Origin of the sequence: Bifidobacterium sp. MSK.17.10 (assembly GCF_019129655.1) — a bacterium.
In the GTDB taxonomy this organism is placed as follows: Bacteria; Actinomycetota; Actinomycetes; order Actinomycetales; family Bifidobacteriaceae; genus Bifidobacterium; species Bifidobacterium adolescentis.
In genome coordinates, this window is sequence record NZ_JAHOJD010000002.1 from 133,275 (window position 1) to 155,711 (window position 22,437).

General features: G+C 57.1%; 19 protein-coding genes. 17 read left to right on the top strand and 2 right to left on the bottom strand.

Annotated elements, in window-relative coordinates:
- Positions 1–93: 93 nt before the first annotated feature.
- A complete protein-coding gene (locus tag KSX58_RS10350) occupies positions 94–1,899 on the bottom strand; it encodes a type IV pilus twitching motility protein PilT (protein WP_237976431.1) in 1,806 nt (601 codons plus the stop codon).
- A gap of 136 nt (positions 1,900–2,035) precedes the next feature.
- Complete coding sequence (locus KSX58_RS02040) at positions 2,036–3,793, bottom strand: GspE/PulE family protein (RefSeq protein ID WP_229027036.1); 1,758 nt, start codon at positions 3,791–3,793, stop codon at positions 2,036–2,038.
- Positions 3,794–4,090: 297 nt separating this feature from the next.
- Between KSX58_RS02040 and KSX58_RS02045 the strand changes: the two genes are divergently transcribed.
- The 17 genes from KSX58_RS02045 (at position 4,091) to KSX58_RS02125 (ending at position 22,398) form a co-directional block, all read left to right on the top strand.
- Positions 4,091–4,885 carry a prepilin-type N-terminal cleavage/methylation domain-containing protein gene (locus KSX58_RS02045; protein WP_070122492.1) on the top strand — a complete coding sequence of 265 codons (795 nt, stop codon included), beginning with the start codon at positions 4,091–4,093 and terminating at the stop codon, positions 4,883–4,885.
- Positions 4,886–4,901: 16 nt separating this feature from the next.
- Positions 4,902–5,573 carry a type II secretion system protein gene (locus KSX58_RS02050; RefSeq protein WP_070122491.1) on the top strand — a complete coding sequence of 224 codons (672 nt, stop codon included), beginning with the start codon at positions 4,902–4,904 and terminating at the stop codon, positions 5,571–5,573.
- A gap of 497 nt (positions 5,574–6,070) precedes the next feature.
- Complete coding sequence (locus tag KSX58_RS02055) at positions 6,071–6,502, top strand: type IV pilin protein (protein WP_070122490.1); 432 nt, start codon at positions 6,071–6,073, stop codon at positions 6,500–6,502.
- Between the two features lie 112 nt (positions 6,503–6,614).
- Complete coding sequence (locus KSX58_RS02060) at positions 6,615–7,889, top strand: type II secretion system F family protein (protein ID WP_081337134.1); 1,275 nt, start codon at positions 6,615–6,617, stop codon at positions 7,887–7,889.
- 51 nt (positions 7,890–7,940) lie between these two features.
- Positions 7,941–10,358 (top strand): hypothetical protein, encoded by a 2,418-nt coding sequence (locus KSX58_RS02065; RefSeq protein WP_081337132.1) that lies wholly within the window; start codon positions 7,941–7,943, stop codon positions 10,356–10,358.
- Between the two features lie 5 nt (positions 10,359–10,363).
- A complete protein-coding gene (locus KSX58_RS02070) occupies positions 10,364–11,188 on the top strand; it encodes an A24 family peptidase (RefSeq protein WP_070122524.1) in 825 nt (274 codons plus the stop codon).
- A gap of 39 nt (positions 11,189–11,227) precedes the next feature.
- Complete coding sequence (gene pilM, locus KSX58_RS02075; protein ID WP_039775485.1) at positions 11,228–12,277, top strand: type IV pilus assembly protein PilM; 1,050 nt, start codon at positions 11,228–11,230, stop codon at positions 12,275–12,277.
- A 20-nt stretch (positions 12,278–12,297) separates the two neighbouring features.
- Positions 12,298–13,260 (top strand): hypothetical protein, encoded by a 963-nt coding sequence (locus KSX58_RS02080; RefSeq protein WP_229026150.1) that lies wholly within the window; start codon positions 12,298–12,300, stop codon positions 13,258–13,260.
- A 15-nt stretch (positions 13,261–13,275) separates the two neighbouring features.
- Positions 13,276–13,887: a type 4a pilus biogenesis protein PilO gene (gene pilO / locus KSX58_RS02085; RefSeq protein WP_003810858.1), complete on the top strand. Its 612-nt coding sequence runs from the start codon at positions 13,276–13,278 to the stop codon at positions 13,885–13,887.
- Positions 13,888–14,137: 250 nt separating this feature from the next.
- Positions 14,138–15,613 (top strand): glycine--tRNA ligase, encoded by a 1,476-nt coding sequence (locus tag KSX58_RS02090; RefSeq protein ID WP_011743472.1) that lies wholly within the window; start codon positions 14,138–14,140, stop codon positions 15,611–15,613.
- Positions 15,614–15,654: 41 nt separating this feature from the next.
- The gene (gene dusB / locus KSX58_RS02095; protein WP_003810853.1) at positions 15,655–16,884 is read left to right on the top strand and encodes a tRNA dihydrouridine synthase DusB; all 1,230 of its coding nucleotides are present in this window, start codon (positions 15,655–15,657) and stop codon (positions 16,882–16,884) included.
- A 176-nt stretch (positions 16,885–17,060) separates the two neighbouring features.
- Positions 17,061–18,293 (top strand): cell division protein FtsZ, encoded by a 1,233-nt coding sequence (gene ftsZ / locus KSX58_RS02100; RefSeq protein ID WP_035010599.1) that lies wholly within the window; start codon positions 17,061–17,063, stop codon positions 18,291–18,293.
- Positions 18,294–18,323: 30 nt separating this feature from the next.
- Complete coding sequence (locus KSX58_RS02105; RefSeq protein ID WP_011743470.1) at positions 18,324–18,806, top strand: cell division protein SepF; 483 nt, start codon at positions 18,324–18,326, stop codon at positions 18,804–18,806.
- 91 nt (positions 18,807–18,897) lie between these two features.
- On the top strand, positions 18,898–19,179 hold the full coding sequence (locus KSX58_RS02110) for a YggT family protein (RefSeq protein WP_011743469.1): 282 nt from the start codon (positions 18,898–18,900) through the stop codon (positions 19,177–19,179).
- A gap of 109 nt (positions 19,180–19,288) precedes the next feature.
- Positions 19,289–20,887: a DivIVA domain-containing protein gene (locus tag KSX58_RS02115; protein ID WP_011743468.1), complete on the top strand. Its 1,599-nt coding sequence runs from the start codon at positions 19,289–19,291 to the stop codon at positions 20,885–20,887.
- 21 nt (positions 20,888–20,908) lie between these two features.
- Positions 20,909–21,472: a signal peptidase II gene (gene lspA / locus KSX58_RS02120; RefSeq protein ID WP_003810842.1), complete on the top strand. Its 564-nt coding sequence runs from the start codon at positions 20,909–20,911 to the stop codon at positions 21,470–21,472.
- A complete protein-coding gene (locus KSX58_RS02125) occupies positions 21,469–22,398 on the top strand; it encodes an RluA family pseudouridine synthase (protein ID WP_003810838.1) in 930 nt (309 codons plus the stop codon). The genes lspA and KSX58_RS02125 overlap by 4 nt, the downstream gene beginning before the upstream one ends.
- The last annotated feature ends 39 nt before the right edge of the window (positions 22,399–22,437 follow it).

A 22,437-nucleotide genomic window follows, 5' to 3' on the forward strand; every position in this document is an offset into this window, starting at 1 on the left:
GCGCATGGACCATGGCGGTTCCGTCATATTCCATGTTGCGGAACCGCCATTGGATGCATGGGCACACCATCGCGCCAGCTGTGCCGGCCATCCTTAGAACGACTTGCGCGCGCCGCAGAGCTTCTCGAACTCCTCGCGTACCTGCACCTTCACCAGCGCGTCCTCGAATGTGATCACGCCCTTGTTCACCAGTCGCGCCAGATCCTGATCGAGCGTGTGCATGCCTTCCTTCTCGCCAGACTGCAGCACGGTCCGGATCTGATGCGCCTTGCCACTGCGAATCAGCGCGGCGACGGCAGGATTGTTGATCATCACCTCGGTTGCCGGCGCACGACCATGGCCACTGGCACGCGGAATCAGCGTCTGCACGATTACGGCGCGCAGGGTGGAAGCCACCTGCACGCGAATCTGCTGCTGCTGGTTTTCCGGATACACGTCGATCAGACGGTCCACGGTGGAACCTGCGTCCTGCGTGTGCAAGGTAGCGAACACCAAGTGGCCGGTCTCCACTGCGGTCAATGCGGTGGAGATGGTCTCCAGGTCTCGAAGCTCGCCGACTTCGATGATGTCCGGATCCTCACGCAGCGCGCGTTTCAGTGCTTCCGCGAAGCTCTTCGTGTCGGTGCCCACCTCACGCTGGCTCATCACGCAACGCTTATGCTGATGCACGAATTCGATCGGGTCTTCGATGGTGATGATATGGTCGGCACGTTCCGCATTCGCCTTGTCCACGATTGCGGCCAGTGTGGTCGACTTACCGGAACCGGTCGGGCCGCATACAAGCACCAGACCACGTGGCAACAGCGCAAGGTTGGCGATACGCGGGTCAATTCCCAGTTCCTGCGCGGTTTTGATTTCCGTAGGAATGGTACGCAACGCGGCGCATACGCCCATACGGTCGCGGTATACGTTCACGCGGAAGCGCAGCAGATCGCCAATGGCGAAGGAGATATCAAGTTCCAGATCATCTTTGAAACGTTCCATCTCTAATTCGTTGGTCATGACTTTCACTGCTTCGTACGTGTGATCCTTCGTCCACACGCTCAATCCCTTGGCGGGGCGCAGCTTGCCATCCACGCGCAGCATTGGCGGGTCGTTGATTACCAAGTGCAAATCGGACGCATTGAGCTTAACCAGCTGGCGGATGGCCGACACGAATTCGTCGTCCGCGTCCGGATGTTCGGTGCGCAGCGTCTGTTCGACCTGCTCGGCCTTGATCTTACGTTCTTCCGGAACGGCATCCTCGTCGGCGTCGTTGGTTTCAGGCACTACGAAATCCGCGAATGGCCTGGTCTGCGGCTGGGGCTGACTCATCTGCTGTTGCTGTGGCTGCGGCCTTTGGAAAGCTGCGTCCTGCGGAATGTGAGTGATGGTCGGAGGCATCTGCTGCGCTGCGGTTTCGGCGATGTCGGCCTGTCGCTTAGCGAATGGTGTGGCACCCGGTACGAAGGACGGTGGATTGCTGTCGATCTGCTGGATCGGCCCATGCTCCTCATATGCGGGATTTTGCTGGGTCGCGTCAGTGTCCTCATCAAACTGCAGGCTGCCGGTACCGACTGGTTGACGGTCGATTGTTGTTGGAAAAACATGCGCTTCCTGCGATTGTTGTATGGCTTGCGTAGTCTGTTGTTGAGCAACAGACTGTTCGGATGGTTGAGACTGTGAAACTGGCTGCGGGTCGGGAATTTGCACATCCTGCTGGCTTACAGTCGGCATTGAATTAAGCGAAGCGAAAATGCCCTTAAGGCTTTCATCATCTGCCTGAATCGCATTGTCGGAAGACCAATGACGTCCCTTGCGGGGATCCTCATTGAACGATGGAGTGTTGTTGGGAATGGTCACGCCTTTGAGACCGGAAAGATATCCGCCATTGTTCCACGTTTGCTCGATGGTCATCATTGTCCTTTTAATAGGTGGGTTGCTGTTTGAAAATGTCGGTCGTGCCGGCGCTTCGACGCGCCGACGCAACCGAACGTTTTATAGGTGTTTTATAAGTGCGGAGAGGTGCATAGGTGCATGTAACGTCAGGTGGAACCTACACCGTCACGCGAAGCACTTCCTCCACGGAGGTAATGCCTTGAAGCGCCTTCTGCCAACCGTCCTTACGAAGTGTGGTCATGCCTTGCTCCTTCGCCGCCTTGTCAATATCAATCGACGTGGCGCCACGGGCTATAAGATCCTCCATTGTTGAATCCACGCCCATGACCTGCTGGATGGCCACACGGCCGCTATAGCCGGTGTTGGCGCATTCTCGGCATCCTACCGGACGCCATATCGTCGGAAGAGGGGTATCTGGCATGTGTGGAACACCCAACGTCCGAAGCTCCGCCTCGGTGGCAGTATCCTGACGCTTGCACTTCTTGCACAGGCGGCGAGCCAGTCGCTGAGCCATCACCGCAGCAAGCGACGAGCTCAATAGGAACGGCTCCACACCCATTTCCGTCAAACGTGTCACCGCGCTTGGCGCATCATTGGTGTGCAGGGTGGAAAGCACCAAATGGCCGGTCAACGAAGCCTCAATAGCAATGTTGGCGGTCTCCTGATCTCGAATCTCGCCGATGAGCACCACATCAGGGTCTGCACGAAGGATCGAACGCAGAGCCGCGGCGAACGTCATACCGGCCTTGTTGTTCACCTGAACCTGATTGATGCCTCTCATACGGAATTCCACCGGGTCCTCAACCGTGATGATGTTGATTTCCGGCTTCGCCACATCGCCCAACGTGGCATACAACGTGGTCGACTTACCCGAACCGGTAGGACCGGTGACCAACACCAGACCATACGGACGGTTGTACGCCTTGGAGAACACGTCGAAATTACGTTGGCTGAAATTCAAATCCTCCACCTTGAGATTGCCCGAAGGCGTGCTCAGGATTCGCATAACAATCTTCTCGCCCCATACCGTCGGCAGTGCGGCCACACGAAGATCCACCTTCTGACCATTGTGCTTGACGGTGATACGGCCATCCTGCGGCTTACGGCGCTCGCCGATATCCATATCGGACATGACCTTGATGCGGCTGATCACACCTTGGGTCATGGCTTTCGGCGCCTTTTGGAATACGTGCAGCACACCGTCGATACGGTAGCGCACGAGCAGACCGTCTTCCTGCGGTTCGATGTGGATATCGGAGCAGTGGTCGTCGATGGCCTGGTTGATAAGTAGACTGACGAAGCGTGCCACGGGGGAAGCGTCCTCGCCGCTGTCGGATTCGAGGTCGACTTCCTTTTTCGCGGTTGCGGCGATTTCGTGGGAAAGCTCAGTCAATTCCGCGTTGGCGCGCAGATAGCGATTGATGGCATCCTTCACTTGGGATGGCATGGCCACCATGGGAATGACCGGCATGCCGGTGCTGGCGGACACGTCGTCGATGGCGGCGAAGTTTTTCGGGTTGGCCATGGCCACGGTGATGCGTCCGTTGACAATGGACAATGGCAGCAGCTGGTTGCGACGGCACAGGTCGTCCGGCACCATGCTGATGACTTCTTTGTCTACTTGGTATTCGTTGAGGTCTACGAACGGCAGACTCATGCCTTGAGCTAGCGCCATAGCATATTCGCGTTCGGTGTTTTCGTCCATGCCTTCGGTGGATGTGGGCATGGCGGGAAAGTCGCTAGTGGCGTCGCTGGGTGCAGCGGCATGGCGTGGCTGGCTCGGCGTGAAAATCTGGTTGATTTCTCCTGTGACCGGGGAGTTCAAATCCATGCGCTGCGAGAAATCGCTCGGCGTGTCGTCGTTTCGATTGCGCTTGAGGAAAGGGAAACGGCTTCCCGAACCGGCGTCGCTCATAATGACCTCCTGGACCATGCGCCGGAACGCACGGTATGACTTATGACCCTTTGCGAACACAGGTGTTTGCGGGCCTGAGAATGTTCAGTTGTTCATGGTCATGTGAGCTAACGATTGCAGTGTTGTGCACTACTACTCGCATAGTTTAGCGGCTTTGTGACTGAAACGCCAATTGTCATGTGGTGTTTGGAAGGGTGTGAAAACGTTGGCAGGGAATCGTGATACAGTACAGATATTCATGCACCGCCTTTTCTGCGGTGATTTTTCCTGTTGCCTCCGATGATGGGGTGATACTGCATGAAGGAGCTGCTCATGGAGCACAGCTGGCGTAGGGCGGTAAATGATGCCGCGACAGGGCTTGCAATACATAACGTCAAACGATTGCCGAAACGTGGCGAGTCGGGTTTCACATTGGTTGAGGTATTGGTGGCGATTGTGGTGCTGAGCATCACAGGTCTTGCCGCCGCACAGTTCGCGATTACTGCGATTCGTACTTCTTATGCCCAGCAGCAGCGTTCAGCAGCCATTGCTTTGGGTAGTGATGGTATCGAACGCATGCGCGCACAGATAGCGGATCATACTTCTGCGCCATCCTCCTATTACACGGATTTGCTGCCTGGCATGGGTGTGGATGATGTGAAGAAAGCACATGCGAATCTCACGGCAGTGGGGGCCATCACCTCGCAATTCTCGGATTTGGAGGCTACGGCCACTCCGGATGCCGATACGAGCAAGTACATTCAGCCGGTGCGCACTACCACGGGCAAAGACGCCAAACATACTACATATACGGTGAACACCGTGATTGAGAAGTGCTATCGGGAAAGCGGCACCATGGATTGTAGAACCGCTTCGGAACTGGGTATTGACGGGCATGCATCCATTAGCGGTCTTGACGGTACTCCTGACGCCTCGCTGCGATTCAGCATCCTGAGTCAGGACAACATTCCTACTAAGGGATTCACCTTTATGGCGAAAACGTATATGCCGATGGTACGCGTGGTGGTAGGCGTCACCTGGTCGGACAATATTGACGCAGACAAAACGGCCGTGTATACCACCAATGAACTGTTGAATGTGATCGGGGCCTGAAGGAGCGGGACGGCTTATGGAAGAGAAGAACTCTGGATTCAGTCTGAATCGCCGATTATTACGTGCGCTCCGTAGGCGTGCTCGTGGGGAAGGCGGCGTTACCTTGGTGGAGATGATGGTTTCATTGTTTATTTTTGCCATTGTTTCCACCATGTTCACGGTGTCGATCGTGCAATATTTGCATTCCGCCACAGCCGATGCTATCCGCACCAGATCGGCTACGGAAATAGCTACATCGGTGCAGGCTCTGGACCGATATGTTCGCAATGCCGAAGGTGTGGAAGAGGCTGCCAGCGGTGACAGGTTGACTTTGGTGACCACTGATGCCGATGGGATTCGGCAATGCGCTGTGATTGAGTACACAGAGGCCACGTGGTCCGGCGGGCGAGTTGATGATTATGGTTCCGTCGTGGTGAAAACCAGACCATACGCAACCGGTGCGGGGGGAGCGTGGAGCGAGCATGCGGTGTTGACGGCGGTGATGAACAACAGTACCGCTTCAACGTCCGATGATTCGCTGTTCAAAAACAAACTGTTCAGCATGGATGGCGGTACGCGCGTGGTGCGGTATTCGCCGGTGACGGGTTCGTATGTGGGTGGCAAGCCGGTCACCTCGAACACATTGACATCGTTTACAGCTCGCAATGTGGGTTCGAGTGCTTCGGTCGACTTCAGTCAATGTCGTTGAATGACGGTGTCTGTAAGGGCTCTCCCTTGTGGGGGAGCCCTTTTTCTATACTTTCAAATACCCCCGACATGCCCGGGGGAAAATGGTTTTTTGATGAATTTTCGTCAAAACATGCTGAAAATATTTTCTGAAACACTATTGAAAATATAACTATTCCGGGGCAAACGTTTCAGACGAAGAGATACACCGATAGACCGACGGATTCGACGCATGTTACGGAATCGGACGGTGGTGATTGTGTGAAGAGGGGTTATGCAATCGTATTGAAAAAGTTTGATTCGGGGTTGTGATGAAAACGGTGGATGAAACATCATTGGTGTGATTGATGCACTGCATCTGGTACTGCAAACGATGTCAATACGACTACGCTGAGAGTTGTTGGTTATGTGAGCCAGCCACCCCTACAAGGGGTAATAACGCAAAGAAGAATCGCTGTGGATCATCCGAAGTTGGACGGTCCCACGGTATGTCCTTCCAATTGGAAAGAAGGGTTCATTATGAAGAGCGTACGCAACGCACTCAATCGCCGCGCCAAGGGTGAAAAGGGCTTCACCCTCGTCGAACTGCTCGTGGTCGTCATCATCATCGGCATCCTCGCCGCAGTGGCCGTGCCGATCTACCTGAACCAGCGCAAGGCCGCATGGAATTCCGCGACCCAGACCGACGTTAAGAACGCCAGCCTCGTTATGGAAACCATCATGACCGAGAATCAAGGGAAGGTTCCAACACTCAAGGCGACCACGTGCTCTGATACCGCTGGCTGCGATATCTACGATGGCAATACCGTTAATGTCAGCAAGAACGTGACTCTGACATTCAACGCAACAGCGGGTGCGAACACTTACAAGATTACAGGTACAAATTCTTCCGACGGGAATTGCAAGACCTTTATATATGATTCTGCTACTGGTCAGATCTCTGCTAAGTGATTTGTAGCAATGCTGTACCGCGGATGTCGGGGACCCTGTATGTCCCCGACATTCTTGTATCAACCGTAATCAAACACAATCGAACATCATTTGATTCTTTGGGGGGGAAAGTATGGCCGGCAACGACGCGCAGGTTTCAATGGATAACGGCACCAGGCAGTGGCGTTACAAGGGCGTCTCATTCGACGGCCAGCGTAAAGAGAAGGGTGTGGTCGAAGCGCAGACGCGCGACCAAGCCATTGAACGCATTAAAAAAATCGGACTGTATCCGACCGATCTGACCGACACAGCTGCCGGCACCGGTCTCAACACTGAAATCAACATCAAAGCGTTCGAGAAATATCCAAGCAAAAAAGACTTCGCCGTAACGGCACGGCAGCTCGCCACCATGGTGGCGGCTGGCGTCTCGCTGATCCGAGCCTTGAACATCGTCACCGAACAAATCGAGAACGTGAAGCTCCGTAAGGCGGTGCAGGCCTGCGTGGCGCAAGTGGAAGGCGGCTCGTCCTTCTCCGAAGCCATGTCGGCGGATCCCGATTCCCTGTTCCCGCCGATCATGGTCAACATGGTTCGTGCTGGCGAGACCGGCGGCTTCCTAGACAAATCGCTGCTCACCGTGGCGGACAGCTTCGAAGCGGATGTGAGGCTCCAAGGGCAGATCAAAAGCGCCATGGCCTATCCGGTCGTGGTACTGGGCATCGCCCTGATCTTGGTGATGGTGATGCTGCTCACCATCGTGCCGATGTTCGCCAGCATGTACGATTCCATGAATGCCCAGTTGCCGTTCGTGACCCAGATCCTGGTGGACCTCGGCAAAGTGATGCCCTACGTGCTTCCGATGCTGATCGTGGCCGTCGTGGCGCTGGCCATGTTCTGGAAGCGCAACCGTAACAAAGACATCATCCGCACTTGGTGGGATCCGTTCACACTCAAGGCACCGGTGTTCGGCAAGCTGGACACCAACGTGGCCTTGGCCCGTTTCTGCAATAATTTCTCTTCCATGCTCGCTTCCGGTGTGCCGATTCTCCAGGCACTTGATATCGTCGGATCGACTTCGGGCAACTATGTGATTGATTCGTCTTCGAAGCGTGTGGGCCGTTTGGTGGAACGTGGCTACCGTCTGGCCGACAGCATGAGCACCGAAAAGATCTTCCCGAACATGCTGGTGCAGATGGTGGCCATTGGCGAGGACTCCGGCGCCATCGACAAAATGCTGTCCAGTGCGGGCCGAGCGTATGACGAAGAGGCCCAATCCATGGCCAAACAGCTCACCTCGTTGCTGGAACCGCTGATGATTCTGTTCCTCGGCGTGGTGGTCGGCTTCATGGTGGTGGCATTGTATATGCCGATGTTCTCCATGTTCGACGCCATCAATGGTCAGGCCTGATCTGATATCCGAGTACCCGAGCGAAACATACCTTTATATATAGGAGCAAGCATGAAACAGACCGGATTGTGGTCCAGACTCAACCGCAGGTACCGTGCGGCATTACGCGAACGCATGGGGGAGCGCGGCGCCGCCATGATGCTGGCCGTTCTGTTCGTGATGGTGGTGCTCACCACATCCGCTCTGGTCATGACTACCCTGCTTGCCCAGGCGATTCCTTACAAGAACAATAAGGAAAATTCCCAAGCCAACTATGCGGCCGAATCCGGCCTTGAAGTCGGCTTGAGCTATATCAATGAGACTCTGGCGAAGTTGCAAGGTTCTACGAGTCTTGATGATTTGCAGAAGGTGTTGCCTGCCGTTGATGCTGATATGGACGACAGTTCCAAGGATGGTGAATTTGCCAAATATGATGGCGCATCCGTATTGTTGAATCATGTTGCTTTGAATAAGACGGTAAAAACATCGGATACGGCTTCATATACGCCGGATGACCTGTCCTATCGTGTGCGCATCAATTTCTATGACACCAATCCGGATGACGCATCGGCGGAGATGATCAACTCCCCCTCCGATCTGAAAAGCCTCCAGTACGCCGAAGTCGTGGCCACGGGCTTCATCAACCGCTATAAGGATGGCCGTACGGCGGGCAACGCCCAAAAACCGCAGGCCATGAAACGCGCTATATGCAAGATCGAAGCCAAAACGGACTCCACCACCACGAACCATTCCAGCACCCTGGGCGTCGGTGGCCGCATGGGCATGGGTTTTTATGCCGCGGCGCCCTACAACAGGCTCGATTCGCAGTTCGTATGGGTACCCGTGGATTATGATGGCGTGTCCATCGGATCCGATCCAACCGGCGAAGTTAAATTCTCCGGCACGGTGGATTCCGGACACACCAATACCAGCCAGCTGTCCGATGGCACTGCGACGTTGAATCCAGTGAACCGCACCTGCATGCTGGCCACCACCATTCCGGTTACCAACGAGAAGAAAAGCATTGCCGAGAACCTCGATTTAAGCAAATCGCCTCAAGCTGGTTCTGGGCTGGTGGTATTGCCCGCCGCATACAACGCGGGAGGTGACACCTACCAATATACTGAGGAATGCCGTGCTGACGGTGCGTACTCCTCATTGAACACGTGGGTGTACTACAAGGACAATTCCATCCGTCTGGCCTCGAATATGGGATTGTGCGTCACCGGCGTGAGCATCGATGACACCGACGGCAAGACTCCGGCCACCCTGCAGCCATGCGGCACATCATACGGAGTCCACTTCCAGGGCGATTATTATACGGATCCGAATAAGGTTGCGCAGCAGACGGAGAAGAACGACCCGAACAGTCTGCTCAACAAATACCAGAAATGGAACTTCTACAACGGGTTCATCAACGCCGGATACTGGAACGAGCTGACGGGCGATGTCAGTGCGCAAGCAGCGTCATATGATTCCGCTCTGCCTGAAAGCAAGGGATATGCCGTAGCCGGCGTGCAGAGCGGCAAAAAGACCAAGTTCCAACGTCTGGAAGTCACCCATTACGGCGGTAGCCCACAAGACAGTGGCGATCCGCATTTTGCGGGCGGCAATATCAAAGCCACCCCCTACAGTCAGGCGTATATGGTGTCGCAATGGACCTATAACTTCAGCGATTCCTACTTTTCGAACGGTGCCGACATGCAGGATGCCACCGCATCCTTCAGCCAAGCAGGCGAAGCGGGATACGGCACCAATCAGATGGTGAACTCCGCATCCGGATTCTGCATGGTGATGGACGGCAACGACGTATACGCCGACACCTGCGACGTGCATAGTGCGGACTTCGACGCGAAATGCTACCAGAAGACGATCATGGGGCAAGGCAGCGATTTCATCTCGACCTCTCACTGTTCGACCGCCGACAAGGAGAACTTCAACTTCACATCCGACCGCGTCTCCTATACCGAAGATGCCAGCGCCGATGGCACTGGCATCGACACCACCATAGCCCTGCACGACACCAACGGCAACACGAAGTACCTGCATGTTTCCGGCAGTAAGGTGTCGTTGACCGATAATCCAAGTGACGCCACAAAGTTCCGCCGATATAACGAGCACAACACCTCGAAAGCGGTGAGTTACGGCGGCAAGACGCAGTATCCATGGGCTGGCACTTTCCAAACCAGCGAAGGCATGTGCCTGACGGAAATCTATCCGGGAGACTATGTGGAAAGCAATGGGAAGAAAGACCGTCAATACAATCGCTCAGACGGTCATTCCATGCTGAAAATGGTTTCATGCGGAACCGATCGTGACGTGCGTGGGCGACTGGTGAAATCGCAGGCATGGAACGCTTCAGTGAATTATGGTGATGCCGGATCGGCCGGTAGCATTACTTGGACAACGACAACGACCACCGTATCTATCCCTACCAGTACCTATTTCTCAGCGGTTGTGGACTCCACCGTCACATCCAGAAAGTGGTGAACGGCATGGATATAGTGAATGATGTTCCTACCGTGGTGATACTGCTGGTGGCCTCGCTGATCATCGGCTGTATCTTCGGATCTTTCCTGAATGTAGTGATATGGCGTGTGCCGAACCACATAAGCATCACCAATCCGAAACGTAGCTTTTGTCCGAAATGCGAAGCGCCAATCGCTTGGTATGACAATATTCCCATCTTTTCCTGGTTGGCACTCGGCGCGAAATGCCGACACTGCAAGGAACCGATTGCCGCACGATATCCGCTGGTCGAATCGCTTGGCGGACTGTCCTTCCTTGCCGTAACCGCAGGTGGAATGTTCGGCGCATACCCGTTGTGGGCACTACCCGTGCTGTACGTGTTCGCATGCGTGTCCATCGTCATAGCGTTCATCGACTTGGACCACCATCTCATCCTCAACGTAGTGCTACTGCCGACGCTTATCGCAACGGTGTTGCTGCTGGTTGTGGCATCGTTTGGCATAGGGGAGTGGAATCGTCTTGGTCGCGGAGCGCTCTGCGCGCTGATTCTCTTCGTGTTCTATTTCGTACTCTCACTCATCTGGAAAGGTGGCATGGGAGACGGCGACATCAAACTCGCGTTCATTCTCGGATTGCTGCTTGGCTGGCTTGGCTGGCCGCAATTCATCATTGGATCGTTCGCCGCGTTCTTCATCGGCGGTGCCATCAGCTTGGTATTGCTGGCCAGCAAAAAGGTCGACCTTCATGGAGGCATCCCCTTTGGGCCATCCATGCTGCTCGGCGCATGGCTTGGCATTTTCGCCGGCGTACCAATCGCCACACTATACCTGCAACTCACCGGACTTGCGTAACGCATCCGCATACAAGACCCATATATATAAGGAGAGACCATGAGAGCAATAACGGCGCTGTCGATTGCGAGCGACGCCATACGAGCGGCGGTCATAGCCGACCCCTATACGGATTCGCCGACCATCAAACACTTCCAGGCGCTTCCGCTGCCCGTTGGAGCTGTGGTGGATGGCGAAGTGGTGGACGCCGAAGTGGTCACCGGTCTACTGAAAACGTTGGTGCAACGCTTCAAGTTCCCGCGTGAGAACACCATACTCGTTTATTCGAGCCGTCGTATGGTGTTCCGTGAGGCGGACTTCCCCTACATGTCCCTAGCTGATTTACGCTCAACCCTGCCATTCCAGGCCAAAGGCATGATTCCATTGCCCATTGAGGAATCCGAACTTGACTTCGTGCCGTTGTCTGTAGTGGATGACGAGCAGAACGGCAAGCAGCTTCATGGCATTCTCGTAGCCACTCTGCGCGGTGGTCTGGAAAAAACTGCGTATACCGCAGAAGAAGCGGGTTTCGTGATCACCTCCATCGACGCCGGTCCGTTCGCGTTGGCCCGCCTGTTCAGCGACACCAACCAGGCGCAGACCGAAGCGGTGGTCAACATCAACGGCAACTGCACCGACGTGATCGTGCTCAATAACGGAAAACCCGCCTACATGCGCGTCGTGCCGTCCGGTGCCGACGACGTGTCCGACGCCATCGCCAATGCGCTGAGCATCTCCTTCGAAGACGCGGAACGCATCAAAAACCAGATTGGTCTGCAAAATGTGACCGGTGACGAACGTCTCGAAAAAGCTGAGGAAGTCATTCGTGAAACCACAGCGCAGCTCATCGTCGGTATTCGCAATACGTTGAACATGTACGACGTCGACCATGCGGACAGCACCATCAGCGGCATCATCCTCACCGGTACGGGTGCGCGACTTATCGGTCTGCCTCCAGTGTTGGCAAGCTCCATCAACAAGATGGTGCGCATTGGCGATCCGTTCATCCGCTTCAAGCTGTCCAAGGAAGTCGAACGTCAGAACATTGTGGCGCACGCGGTCGATTTAGGCGGGGTGCTGGGACTGGTCATCGGAAAGAAGCCGAGGTGAGTGTGATTATGAAACTTGATATGAAATCCAAGAAAAACAAGGCCAACTCCCACCGTGGACGTGGCAAGGAAGTCGCCTATCCGGACACTTCGGACGGTCAGAAGGGCACCCTGCTATCCATGAACGTCTCCGATATCAGCAATGCGTTGAAAGCGGGCGGTATCGGCAAGCGTAGCACCGCGCCGGAAAACCCAGCCGACTGGACCATGCGCGCTAACCTGATTCCGCGTTCCATCGTCGGATTGAATCGCGATCGAGCCATCAAATACCTGTTAACGTATGTGCTGATCGGCGTGCTCATTGTATCTTTGGTGGTCAGCGTGTTCATGTTCGCCCAATCCACATGGGCGGACCATCGTGTGGAAGTGGCTCAACAGAAGACCATTTCCCTGCAAAAGGAGAAAGCGCAGTTCAAGGATGTCGAAGACACGTTGAATTCGCTGGACGATGCGCAGAAGGCGAAGATTGCCATGCTGTATGACGAAATGGACTGGATGAAGGTCGCCGATTCGCTGAACAGCTCGCTTCCGGAAGGCGGCCAGTATACGAATCTGGAACTCAAAAGTTTCCAGATCGCTTCATCGAACAATTCGTCCTCATCCTCCGACAATACGTCCACTGTGTGGTCTGGTAACGGCGTGATTTCCGCGGACTTCACCATCGAATCGCCGAATTTCTACTCGGCCAAGGACTTTATCAACAATTTCGCCTCGATCCCCACGTACAAGACGGGTTATGTGAGCTCTATTACCAAGAATGACAGTGAAGGCGGCACCACCTACACGTATACCGGAACGATTTCACTGGTGATGGACGGCAACACCACTTCGCGAAGCGACAACTCAGCAGGCGCGACCCAGGCCAACCGTGATTTGCTCGCCAAGCTGCGCGCAAGCCTCGACAAGGCTGCGTCCGGACAGTCTGATGCTTCTGCCAACCAGTCGACTGACACCTCATCCGATGCCAGCGGATCGTCCAACTGATAAGCAGGAGGAAATATGAACAAGCATAAAATCGCATGGATCGCACTGGCCGTCGGCATCGTAGTGGTGCTGATGTTGACATGGCTTGTAGGCGTATCTCCGCGTCTTACACACATTAAGGAAGCCGACGCGCAGACTGCGCAGATCGAAGAAAGCAACAAGAAAACGCGTGACCAGATTGAAACGCTGCGTATGGCGAGCGAGACGATCGGCCTGCAGAAGGATCGTTTGCGTCAGCTGCAGCGCCAGATTCCTGACGGCTATAACCAAAACGAATTCATCGATTCGTTGAATGCCGCTGCTGATGGTGCGGGCGTCTCCATCCAGTCTGTGACCTTCGATGAGGCCACCACCGCTGAAGTGCCGTCCGAAATGCAGGGAACCATCAAAGCCGGCCGGCTTGTGCAGGTTCCGGTGAGCATTACTGCGAATGGCAGCTATGATGCAATGCGTGGCTTCGTTCAGGCCGTGCAGGGCATCAACCGTATTGCCGTTCCTGAAGATGTGACGTACACCCTTGATAAGGGCGGCGACGCCACCAAGAACAACGTGACCATCAATTGTAAAATCTGGTCGCTGCTGCTTAACAATGACACCGTCGAAGACGAGAACGTTACCAAGCAGTGACAAACAATACATAAAGAACGATTCTCTCCTTATCCATTACATGGGGCCTTCCGCATTCGCGGGAAGCCCCTTATGTATCTTCACATATTCTTATGTGTTTTCATTCGGTTCTTGCATCAATTTGCCGTTCATCCCCATCGGAAATCACGTAACTTGCCATGCCGTGAAACTGTCAGGCAAAACTGTCAGCATGTGACGGTAGGCTTTGCGCTTGTAAAGACCCCAAACCATTCAATCCAGAAGGTGCATTGTGGCTGTATCCAAACTCGATGAAGTCGTATCCCTTGCCAAGCGTCGTGGCTTTGTTTTTCCCGCCGGTGAAATCTACGGCGGAACCCGTTCCGCATGGGATTACGGTCCGCTCGGCGTGGCGCTGAAGGACAATATCAAGCGCGAATGGTGGCGCTCCATGGTCGTCACCCGTGGCGACGTGGTGGGCGTGGACACCTCCATCATCCTGCCGACCCCCGTGTGGGTGGCTTCCGGCCACGTGGCCGTCTTCAACGATCCGCTGGTCGAGTGCCTCAACTGCCATAAGCGCCAGCGTTCCGACAAGCTTGAGGAATCCTACGCCGAGAAGCATGGAGACAAGCTGCCGGAGAACGGCATGGCCGACATCGTGTGCCCCGACTGCGGCACCCGCGGCAAGTGGACCGAACCGCGCGACTTCAACATGATGCTGCGCACCCACCTCGGCCCGGTCGAGGACGAGAACTCCCTGCACTACCTGCGTCCGGAAACCGCGCAGGGCATCTTCGTGGACTTCAAGAACGTGATGACCTCTTCCCGCAAGAAGCCGCCGTTCGGCATCGCCAACATGGGCAAGTCCTTCCGTAACGAGATCACCCCGGGCAACTTCATCTTCCGTACCCGTGAGTTCGAGCAGATGGAAATGGAATTCTTCGTCAAGCCCGGCGAGGACGAAGCCTGGCACCAGTACTGGATCGACGCCCGCACCCAGTGGTACCTCGACCTCGGCGTCAAGCCGGAGAACCTGCGCCACTACGAGCATCCGAAGGAGAAGCTGGCCCACTATTCGAAGCGCACCGTCGACATCGAATACAAGTTCGGCTTCCAGGGCTCCGATTGGGGCGAGCTCGAAGGCATCGCCAACCGTACCGACTTCGACCTGTCCGCGCACGCGGAGCACTCCGGCGAGGACCTGAGCTACTTCAACCAGGCCACCGGCGAAAAGTACGTGCCGTACGTCATTGAGCCGGCCGCCGGCCTGACCCGTTCCCTCATGTGCTTCCTCGTCGACGCCTACGACGTGGACGAGGCTCCGAACACCAAGGGCGGCGTGGACAAGCGCACCGTCCTGCACCTCGACCCGCGTCTGGCTCCGGTCAAGGCCGCCGTGCTGCCGCTGAGCAAGAAGCCGGACCTGCAATCCGTGGCCCAGAAGCTCGCCGCCGACCTGCGCCAGAACGAGTGGATGATCGACTACGACGAGGCCGGCGCGATCGGCCGTCGTTACCGTCGTGAAGACGAGATCGGCACCCCGCTGTGCGTCACCGTCGACTTCGACACCCTCGACGACCAGGCCGTCACCATCCGTGAACGCGACACCATGCAGCAGGAGCGCGTCAGCCTCGACAAGGTGGCCGACTACATCGCCGAGCGTATCGGCGAGAAGCGCGTCAGCGTGCCGCAGATGCCGGTCGAAATGGGCGGCGAGGCTTGGCCTGAGTCCGTCAAGATCGCCGAAGCCGGTGGCCTGTACTGATCGCCCCGAATCGGTCATATTGAACGGAACAAGTCTGACCTATGCCAGATAGCATTGTGAATGCCTACGAGGAATCCGACGTGCTCGACCCGCGTACCGACGCGGAACGGCCGTCGGTTCCTCCCGTTATAAAGCCCGTTGATCTGGGTCCGGTGCACGTCGAAACGCCGGTGGTGCTTTCGCCTATGGCGGGCGTCACCAACTGGCCGTTCCGCGTGATCTGCGAAAGCTACGGTCCCGACGGTCTGTACGTGGCGGAAATGATTACCGCGCGCGCATTGGTGGCCCGCAATCCGAAAGCCCTGCGCCTATGCCGTTTCGCACCCAGCGAGAAGATTCGCTCGCTGCAGCTGTACGGCGTCAATCCCTCGATTGTGGAGCAGGCCGCGAAAATCGTCATCGACGAGAACATGGCCGACCATGTCGACCTCAACTTCGGCTGCCCGGTGCCCAAGGTGACGCGTCGTGGTGGCGGTTCCGCGCTGCCATGGAAGACGGACCTGTTCCGTGAGATCATCCAACGTGTGGTCAAGGTGTGCGACGCGGCCAACGTACCAGTCACGGCCAAAATCCGCGTCGGCATCGACCATGAACACGAGACGTTCCTCGAAGCCGGGCACATCGCGCAGGAGGAAGGCTGCAAGGCCGTCACCCTGCACGCGCGCACCACCGCCGAATATTACGGTGGGCATTCCGATTGGTCCCGCATCGGCGAGTTGGTTTCCGAGCTTGATATTCCCGTCTTCGGCAACGGGGATATTTGGGGTGCCAACGACGCGTTGGCGATGGTCGCCGAAACCGGTTGCGCGGGTGTTGCGATCGGCCGCGGCTGCCAAGGCCGTCCATGGTTGTTCGCCGACATCAAGAACGCGTTCGCCGGCAGTGACGAGCGCGTCGACCCCACGCTGGGCGACGTGTGCCGCGTGATCGAACGGCATGCCGAACTGCTGACCGAATTCTATGATGGCGACGAGCGGATGGCCGTGCATGACCTGCGCAAGCACGTCGCGTGGTATCTGAAGGGCTTCCCCGTGGGCGGTTCCACACGCCGTGCGTTCATGGAATGTGAAAATCTTGAGGATGTCCGGCGCGAGATAGGCAGACTCGACCCGAACATTCGGTTCCCAGAGCGCATCGCCGACAAGCCAAGGGGGCGCGTGCGCTTCGCCAAAAAGGTGCATCTGCCTTACGGATGGTTGGAATCCCGGGAAACCACGCACGAGGAGCGTGAGGCGCTGTTCGGGGATGACCCGATGGATGCCAGCTACTAAAGCTCGTCACGCATGTTCGAAGAGCCGTGTACAAATGACTGAAGGGGTCAACGCAGGCAGAATGAACATGCTGACAGCAAAAAAGTGAAAAAACGGTGGTACACGCCTGGAAAAGTGCGCGTATCATCGGCGCGATTGCGATAGAGTTGTTCATATACGTGAGTGAACAGGAGACAATGGTGAGCGAGATTGCCCAGACTGACAATTTCAACGACAAGACCAACATCAAGGTCGTCGGTGTCGGTGGAGCCGGAGGCAACGCTGTCAATCGCATGATTGCGGAGGGTCTTCAAAGCGTCGAATTTATTGCGATCAACACTGATGCAAAGGATCTGCTGCGATCCGACGCCGATGTCAAGATCTCGCTGAACGATGCCTCCAGCCGTGGTCTGGGCGCTGGCGCCGACCCGGAAAAGGGTGCCAAGGCGGCGCAGGATCACCAGTCCGACATCGAAGAGGCGCTTAAGGGCTCCGACATGGTGTTCGTCACCTGCGGTGAGGGCGGTGGCACCGGAACCGGTGCCAGCCCGATCGTGGCACGTGCGGCCCACCAGCAGGGCGCGCTGACCATCGCCGTGGTGACCCGTCCGTTCAGCTTCGAAGGTCCGCAGCGTTCCGCTTCCGCCGCGCTCGGCATCGAGAACCTGCGCAAGGAAGTCGACGCGCTGATCGTCATTCCGAACGACCGACTGCTGGAACTGTCCGACCGCACCATTGGCATCGTCGACGCGTTCAAGACCGCCGACACCGCACTGCTGGCCGGCGTGCAGGGCATCACCGACCTGATTACCTCGAATTCGTACATCCACGTTGATTTCAACGATGTCAACGCGATTCTGCGTGGTGCCGGCACCGCGCTGTTCGGCATCGGTTCCGCTCGGGGAGAGGACCGCGCCACGCAGGCCGCGGAAATCGCCATCAGCTCGCCGCTGCTGGAGGAAAGCATCGAGGGTGCGCATGGCGCACTGATCAACATCGCCGGTCCGACCGACCTGAAGCTGCAGGAAGCCGCAGCCGCGGTCGCGCTGGTGCAGAAGGCCATCCATCCGGAAGCGCAGATCATCTGGGGCCTGTCCCTGGACGACGCCTACGGCGACGAGGTGCGTGTCACCGTCATCGCGGCAGGTTTCGATGCCAATTCTAAGAAGCCCGACCAGCCGGCCGAAGAAAAGCCGGCCGCGGCCAAGGAAAACACGGTACCGCTGTCCGCGTTGTCCGCCGGCGTGCAGGCTCCCGCCCAGCAGCCGCAGCCGGTGCAGACTCCGGCGGTGCCGCAGGTGCAGCCGCTGTCCAGCTACATTCCGTCCACTCCGGACCAGAACGTCGCCTCGTTCGACCAGACCACCGAGCATGAAGTGGTTTCGGCTAACGATCCGGGCGACCTCGATATTCCGGATTTCCTGCGCTAAAGTCAACGCGTAGACGCGAAAGGAACATACATGGCAGGTTTCATGAAGAACGCGATGTCGTACTTGGGAATGTCCGACGTCGCCGAGGGTGAGGATGATTTCGAGGATGACGTCGACACCGGCGAGACCTCGTTCGATTCGGATCATTCCGTCACCCCGATGCCTTCCTCTTCGGCTTCCGCTTCCACGCCGTCCGCTCCGCGTGAGCAGTCCAACCCGTTCCAGGGGGGTAGAGTTAGCCGCATCACCACCATCCATCCGAAGACCTATGACGATGCGCAGATGGTCGGTCGCGCCATTCGTGACGGCATTCCGGTGGTGCTGAACCTGACAGGTGTGGCCGAAGCCGTGGCATACCGCATCGTCGACTTCTCCGCCGGTGTGGTGTTCGGCGTGCGCGGCTCCATCGAACGCGTCACTCCGCGCGTGTTCCTGCTGAGCCCGGCCCAAGTGAACATCAAGGTCGAGGAGCCTGAAGACAAGGGTCCGGCCCACGACCTGTTCGCCGACTGAGCCGTGTAGCACAGAGCAAGCACAAATCAGACGATTATGCCCCCACTGAAAGCGGGGGCATTTTGTTATGCGCGCTTGATACAGTGGCAACGTGATTCTCTCGATAATTGGTAGCGTCGTCCATTTTCTGGTCAACGCCTATATCCTGGTGCTGTTCGTCCGCATGATTCTCGACTGGGTGTTGGCATTGTCGCCGACGTGGCGGCCAAGCGGAATCGTGGCCTCGTTGTTCGACGCCATCTACCAGCTGACGGAGCCGCCGTTAAGGTGGTTGCGGCAGTATATTCGTCCCGTTCCGCTCGGACCGATCTATTTTGACGTCGCGTATCTTGTGCTTTATTTCGTTCTTGTGGTCATTGATTTCCTTATTTAGCACCTCTAAAAAACCGTTTTTCCGCAAAATATCTATGGTTTCGTGCTAGAGTCGAACACTGAAAGCAACAACAGTAAGGCATCAAGCCCAAAGCGAGGTGTAAGGATTTATGGCTCTGTTGACGCCGAAAGATATTAGGGAGCATACTTTCCAGACCGTAAGGTTCAAGGAAGGCTATGACGTCGATGAAGTCGATGACTTCCTCGATCAGGTAACCGAGACGGTGGAAGCCCTTGGCAAGCAGGCAGTTGCCGGCGGACAGGCCACGCAGTCTCTTGGCCCGGATGTCGCAGGACTCAATTCCAAGATTTCCGAGTTGAATGCTCAGATCCAGTCCCTGCAGCAGGAGAACGCGACGCTGAAGTCCGCCTCCGAGCAGGCAGCTGGTGCGGGAGACCAGGCCGCTCAGGCCGCTCAGGCCGCGGCCGCCAAGCTTTCCGAGGCAGAGGAAAGCAATCGTGCGCTGTCTTCCCAGAACGAGCAGCTCAAGGGGCAGATCGATCGTCTGTCCGCGCAGGTCGATCAGCTCACCGCCCAGGCAGCCGAAGCGGCCGGTCAGGCCGACCTTGGCGAGCAGCTTACCGCCGTGCAGCACGAGCGTGACACGTTCCGCGCACAGACCGAGGACCTGTCCCGTCAGCTGGCATCGGCCCAGGAGCAGGTGGTCGTGGCTCAGCGTCAGAAGGAGCAGATCGATCAGCTCACCGCAAAGCTTCAGGAAGCGCAGGACCAGGTCGCTCAGGCCCAGCAGCTCACTCAGGAGCATGCTGCCCAGTCCCAGCAGCAGGATGCCCAGGTGAAGCAGCAGGCCATGCAGATCCAGCAGCTTGCCCAGCAACTGAAGGATTCCCAGATTCGCGAGGCACAGCTGCGCGAACAGGTCGCCAAGTCCGAGCCGAGCACCGAAACCGGCAGCCTGCAGAAGATCGCAGGTGCCGCGGCAAGCGCCAATACCGAGCCGGAGCGCGCCACCGCCATGCTGACGCTGGCCATGCAGCTGCACGACCAGTACGTCGACAAGGGCAAGGCCAAGGCCAAGGAGATCACCGAGGAAAGCCAGCGCAAGTACGAAGAGATCATCGGCAGCGCCAACGACTACTCCAACCGCACTCGTTCCGAGGCTGACCAGTACTCCACCGACACCCGCGCCAACGCCGACAACTACCTGTCCGGCAAGACCCAGGATGGCGATGCCTATCTGGCACAGAAGCAGCAGGATGGCGATGCGTACCTGAACCAGAAGACCGAGGAGGGCGACGCCTACCTTGCGCAGAAGACCGAGGAAGGCAATGCCTATCTGGCCGGCAAGCAGCAGGATGGCGACGCTTATCTGGAGCAGAAGCAGCAGGAAGGCGACGCCTACTTCGCGCAGAAGCAGGAAGAGGGCGACGGCTACCTGGCTCAGAAGACCCAGGACGCCGACACGTACTTCTCCGACAAGCACACCGAGGCCGACAACTACGAAGCCGAAGTGCAGAAGCGCGCCTTCGACTACGATTCGAAGACCCGTACCGCTGCCGACGACTACGCCCAGCAGGTCCGCGACAACCTCGAGACCCAGACCAAGGTCATCGAAGGCAACATCAAGGGCCTCAAGCAGTTCGAAACCGAATACCGTGCACGACTCACCGACTTCCTCGGCCAGCTCGTCAACCAGGTGTCCGATACGAACAACTACGACCAGGACCCTCAGGACAACAACGACTGAGATTAGCCTGTGTCTGACATCATGAAGAATGATCAAAGACGGCTGCGCGACCGCGTGGCCGTCTTTGCGTGTATTGCGATCGCGACGATCGCGATTGACCAGCTCACCAAGATGTGGGCTTTGTCCGCATTGGCCGATGGCCGTACCATACGCGTGATTCCCGGCCTGCTTTCGTTGACATTGGTGCGTAATCCAGGCGCCTCGCTCGGCATGGGCTCCGGCATGACGTGGCTGATTTCCCTGCTGGCGATGGCGGCCTGCGTGGCGTTGGTCGTACTTGCCGTCCGCACCATTTCCATGAAATGGACGGTGCTGTTCGCCTTCGCCTTCGCAGGAGCGTTCGGCAACCTCATCGACCGCGTCATCTACGCGGAAGGGTTCCTCAACGGCAAGGTCGTGGATTTCCTGAACTACGGATGGTCCATCGGCAACGTGGCGGACATCTTCCTCATGCTCGCGGGCGTTGCGGCGGTGCTGCTGCTGTTCCTCGGGGAACCGTTCAGCCAAAAGGACCTTGACGAGGCCAACGGCAAGACGCTTGGTGATGATGCGAACGCAACCGACGACGGGGCGAAAGCAGCATGAGCCGTCTCGTACCCGCTCCCGACGCGCTCGTCGGCAAACGATTCGACGTCGCGGTCGCCAAAATGCTTGGCATTTCCCGGGCCAAGGCGGCCGACCTCATCGAAAGCGGACAGGCGCGCGTGCTCGGCAGGGACATTTCCAAATCGTCGACCCTGCAGGCAGGCGAAACCGTAGAATTCGACATCGTCGAGGAACGGTCCGAACCGGAACCGATCGCCCATGACATGGCCGTCGTCTATGAGGACGACGATGTGGTCGTGGTGGACAAGCCGGTCGGCGTCGCCGCGCACGCATCCGTCGGATGGACCGGTCCGACGGTGCTTGGCAGCCTGATCGACAGGGGAGTGCACATCACGTCATATGGCGCGGCAGGTCGTCAAGGCATCGTGTCACGACTCGACGTGGGCACATCGGGACTGATGCTCGTATGCAAGTCCGATCTTGCGTACGTGGAGATGCGCCGGCAGTTCGCCGAACATGAGGTCGTCAAAACATATCACGCACTCGTGCAGGGCAATCTCAAAGAAGACAAAGCCACCATCGAAGCGCCGATCGGACGCGCCAAAGTCTCCGACTTCCGCTTCTGCGTGACACCGGCCGGCAAAGAGGCCATCACGCATTGGGACGTGATGGAACGTTTCGGCGAAGCCACGCTCGTATCCGTGAACCTGGAAACCGGCCGCACCCATCAGATCCGCGTGCATTTCTCATCCATCGGGCATCCGTTGGCGGGGGACGCCATGTACGGCGCGAATCCGCAGCTGAGCGAGGCGCTTGGCCTTGAACGGCAATGGCTGCACGCCATGCAATTGGAATTCCGCCATCCGCGTACGCACGTGTGGACCACGGTGAAATCGCACTATCCCGCCGACCTGCAGCATGCGCTTGACGTGATGCGCGCACGGCACGCCGACCAGTCCCTATAAAAGTGTGGCCGGACGGCCAGAAACGACTCCACGCCGTCA

Bases quoted from the DNA above. Each gene is read 5' to 3' on its own strand.
- KSX58_RS02070 (WP_070122524.1), top strand. From the start codon at position 10,364: ATGGATATAGTGAATGATGTTCCTACCGTGGTGATACTGCTGGTGGCC.
- KSX58_RS02050 (WP_070122491.1), top strand. From the start codon at position 4,902: ATGGAAGAGAAGAACTCTGGATTCAGTCTGAATCGCCGATTATTACGT.
- KSX58_RS02040 (WP_229027036.1), bottom strand. From the start codon at position 3,793: ATGAGCGACGCCGGTTCGGGAAGCCGTTTCCCTTTCCTCAAGCGCAAT.
- KSX58_RS02115 (WP_011743468.1), top strand. From the start codon at position 19,289: ATGGCTCTGTTGACGCCGAAAGATATTAGGGAGCATACTTTCCAGACC.
- KSX58_RS02060 (WP_081337134.1), top strand. From the start codon at position 6,615: ATGGCCGGCAACGACGCGCAGGTTTCAATGGATAACGGCACCAGGCAG.
- KSX58_RS02055 (WP_070122490.1), top strand. From the start codon at position 6,071: ATGAAGAGCGTACGCAACGCACTCAATCGCCGCGCCAAGGGTGAAAAG.
- KSX58_RS10350 (WP_237976431.1), bottom strand. From the start codon at position 1,899: ATGATGACCATCGAGCAAACGTGGAACAATGGCGGATATCTTTCCGGT.
- ftsZ (WP_035010599.1), top strand. From the start codon at position 17,061: ATGGTGAGCGAGATTGCCCAGACTGACAATTTCAACGACAAGACCAAC.
- KSX58_RS02080 (WP_229026150.1), top strand. From the start codon at position 12,298: ATGAAATCCAAGAAAAACAAGGCCAACTCCCACCGTGGACGTGGCAAG.
- KSX58_RS02105 (WP_011743470.1), top strand. From the start codon at position 18,324: ATGGCAGGTTTCATGAAGAACGCGATGTCGTACTTGGGAATGTCCGAC.
- KSX58_RS02065 (WP_081337132.1), top strand. From the start codon at position 7,941: ATGAAACAGACCGGATTGTGGTCCAGACTCAACCGCAGGTACCGTGCG.
- pilO (WP_003810858.1), top strand. From the start codon at position 13,276: ATGAACAAGCATAAAATCGCATGGATCGCACTGGCCGTCGGCATCGTA.
- KSX58_RS02125 (WP_003810838.1), top strand. From the start codon at position 21,469: ATGAGCCGTCTCGTACCCGCTCCCGACGCGCTCGTCGGCAAACGATTC.
- lspA (WP_003810842.1), top strand. From the start codon at position 20,909: ATGAAGAATGATCAAAGACGGCTGCGCGACCGCGTGGCCGTCTTTGCG.
- KSX58_RS02045 (WP_070122492.1), top strand. From the start codon at position 4,091: ATGAAGGAGCTGCTCATGGAGCACAGCTGGCGTAGGGCGGTAAATGAT.
- dusB (WP_003810853.1), top strand. From the start codon at position 15,655: ATGCCAGATAGCATTGTGAATGCCTACGAGGAATCCGACGTGCTCGAC.
- pilM (WP_039775485.1), top strand. From the start codon at position 11,228: ATGAGAGCAATAACGGCGCTGTCGATTGCGAGCGACGCCATACGAGCG.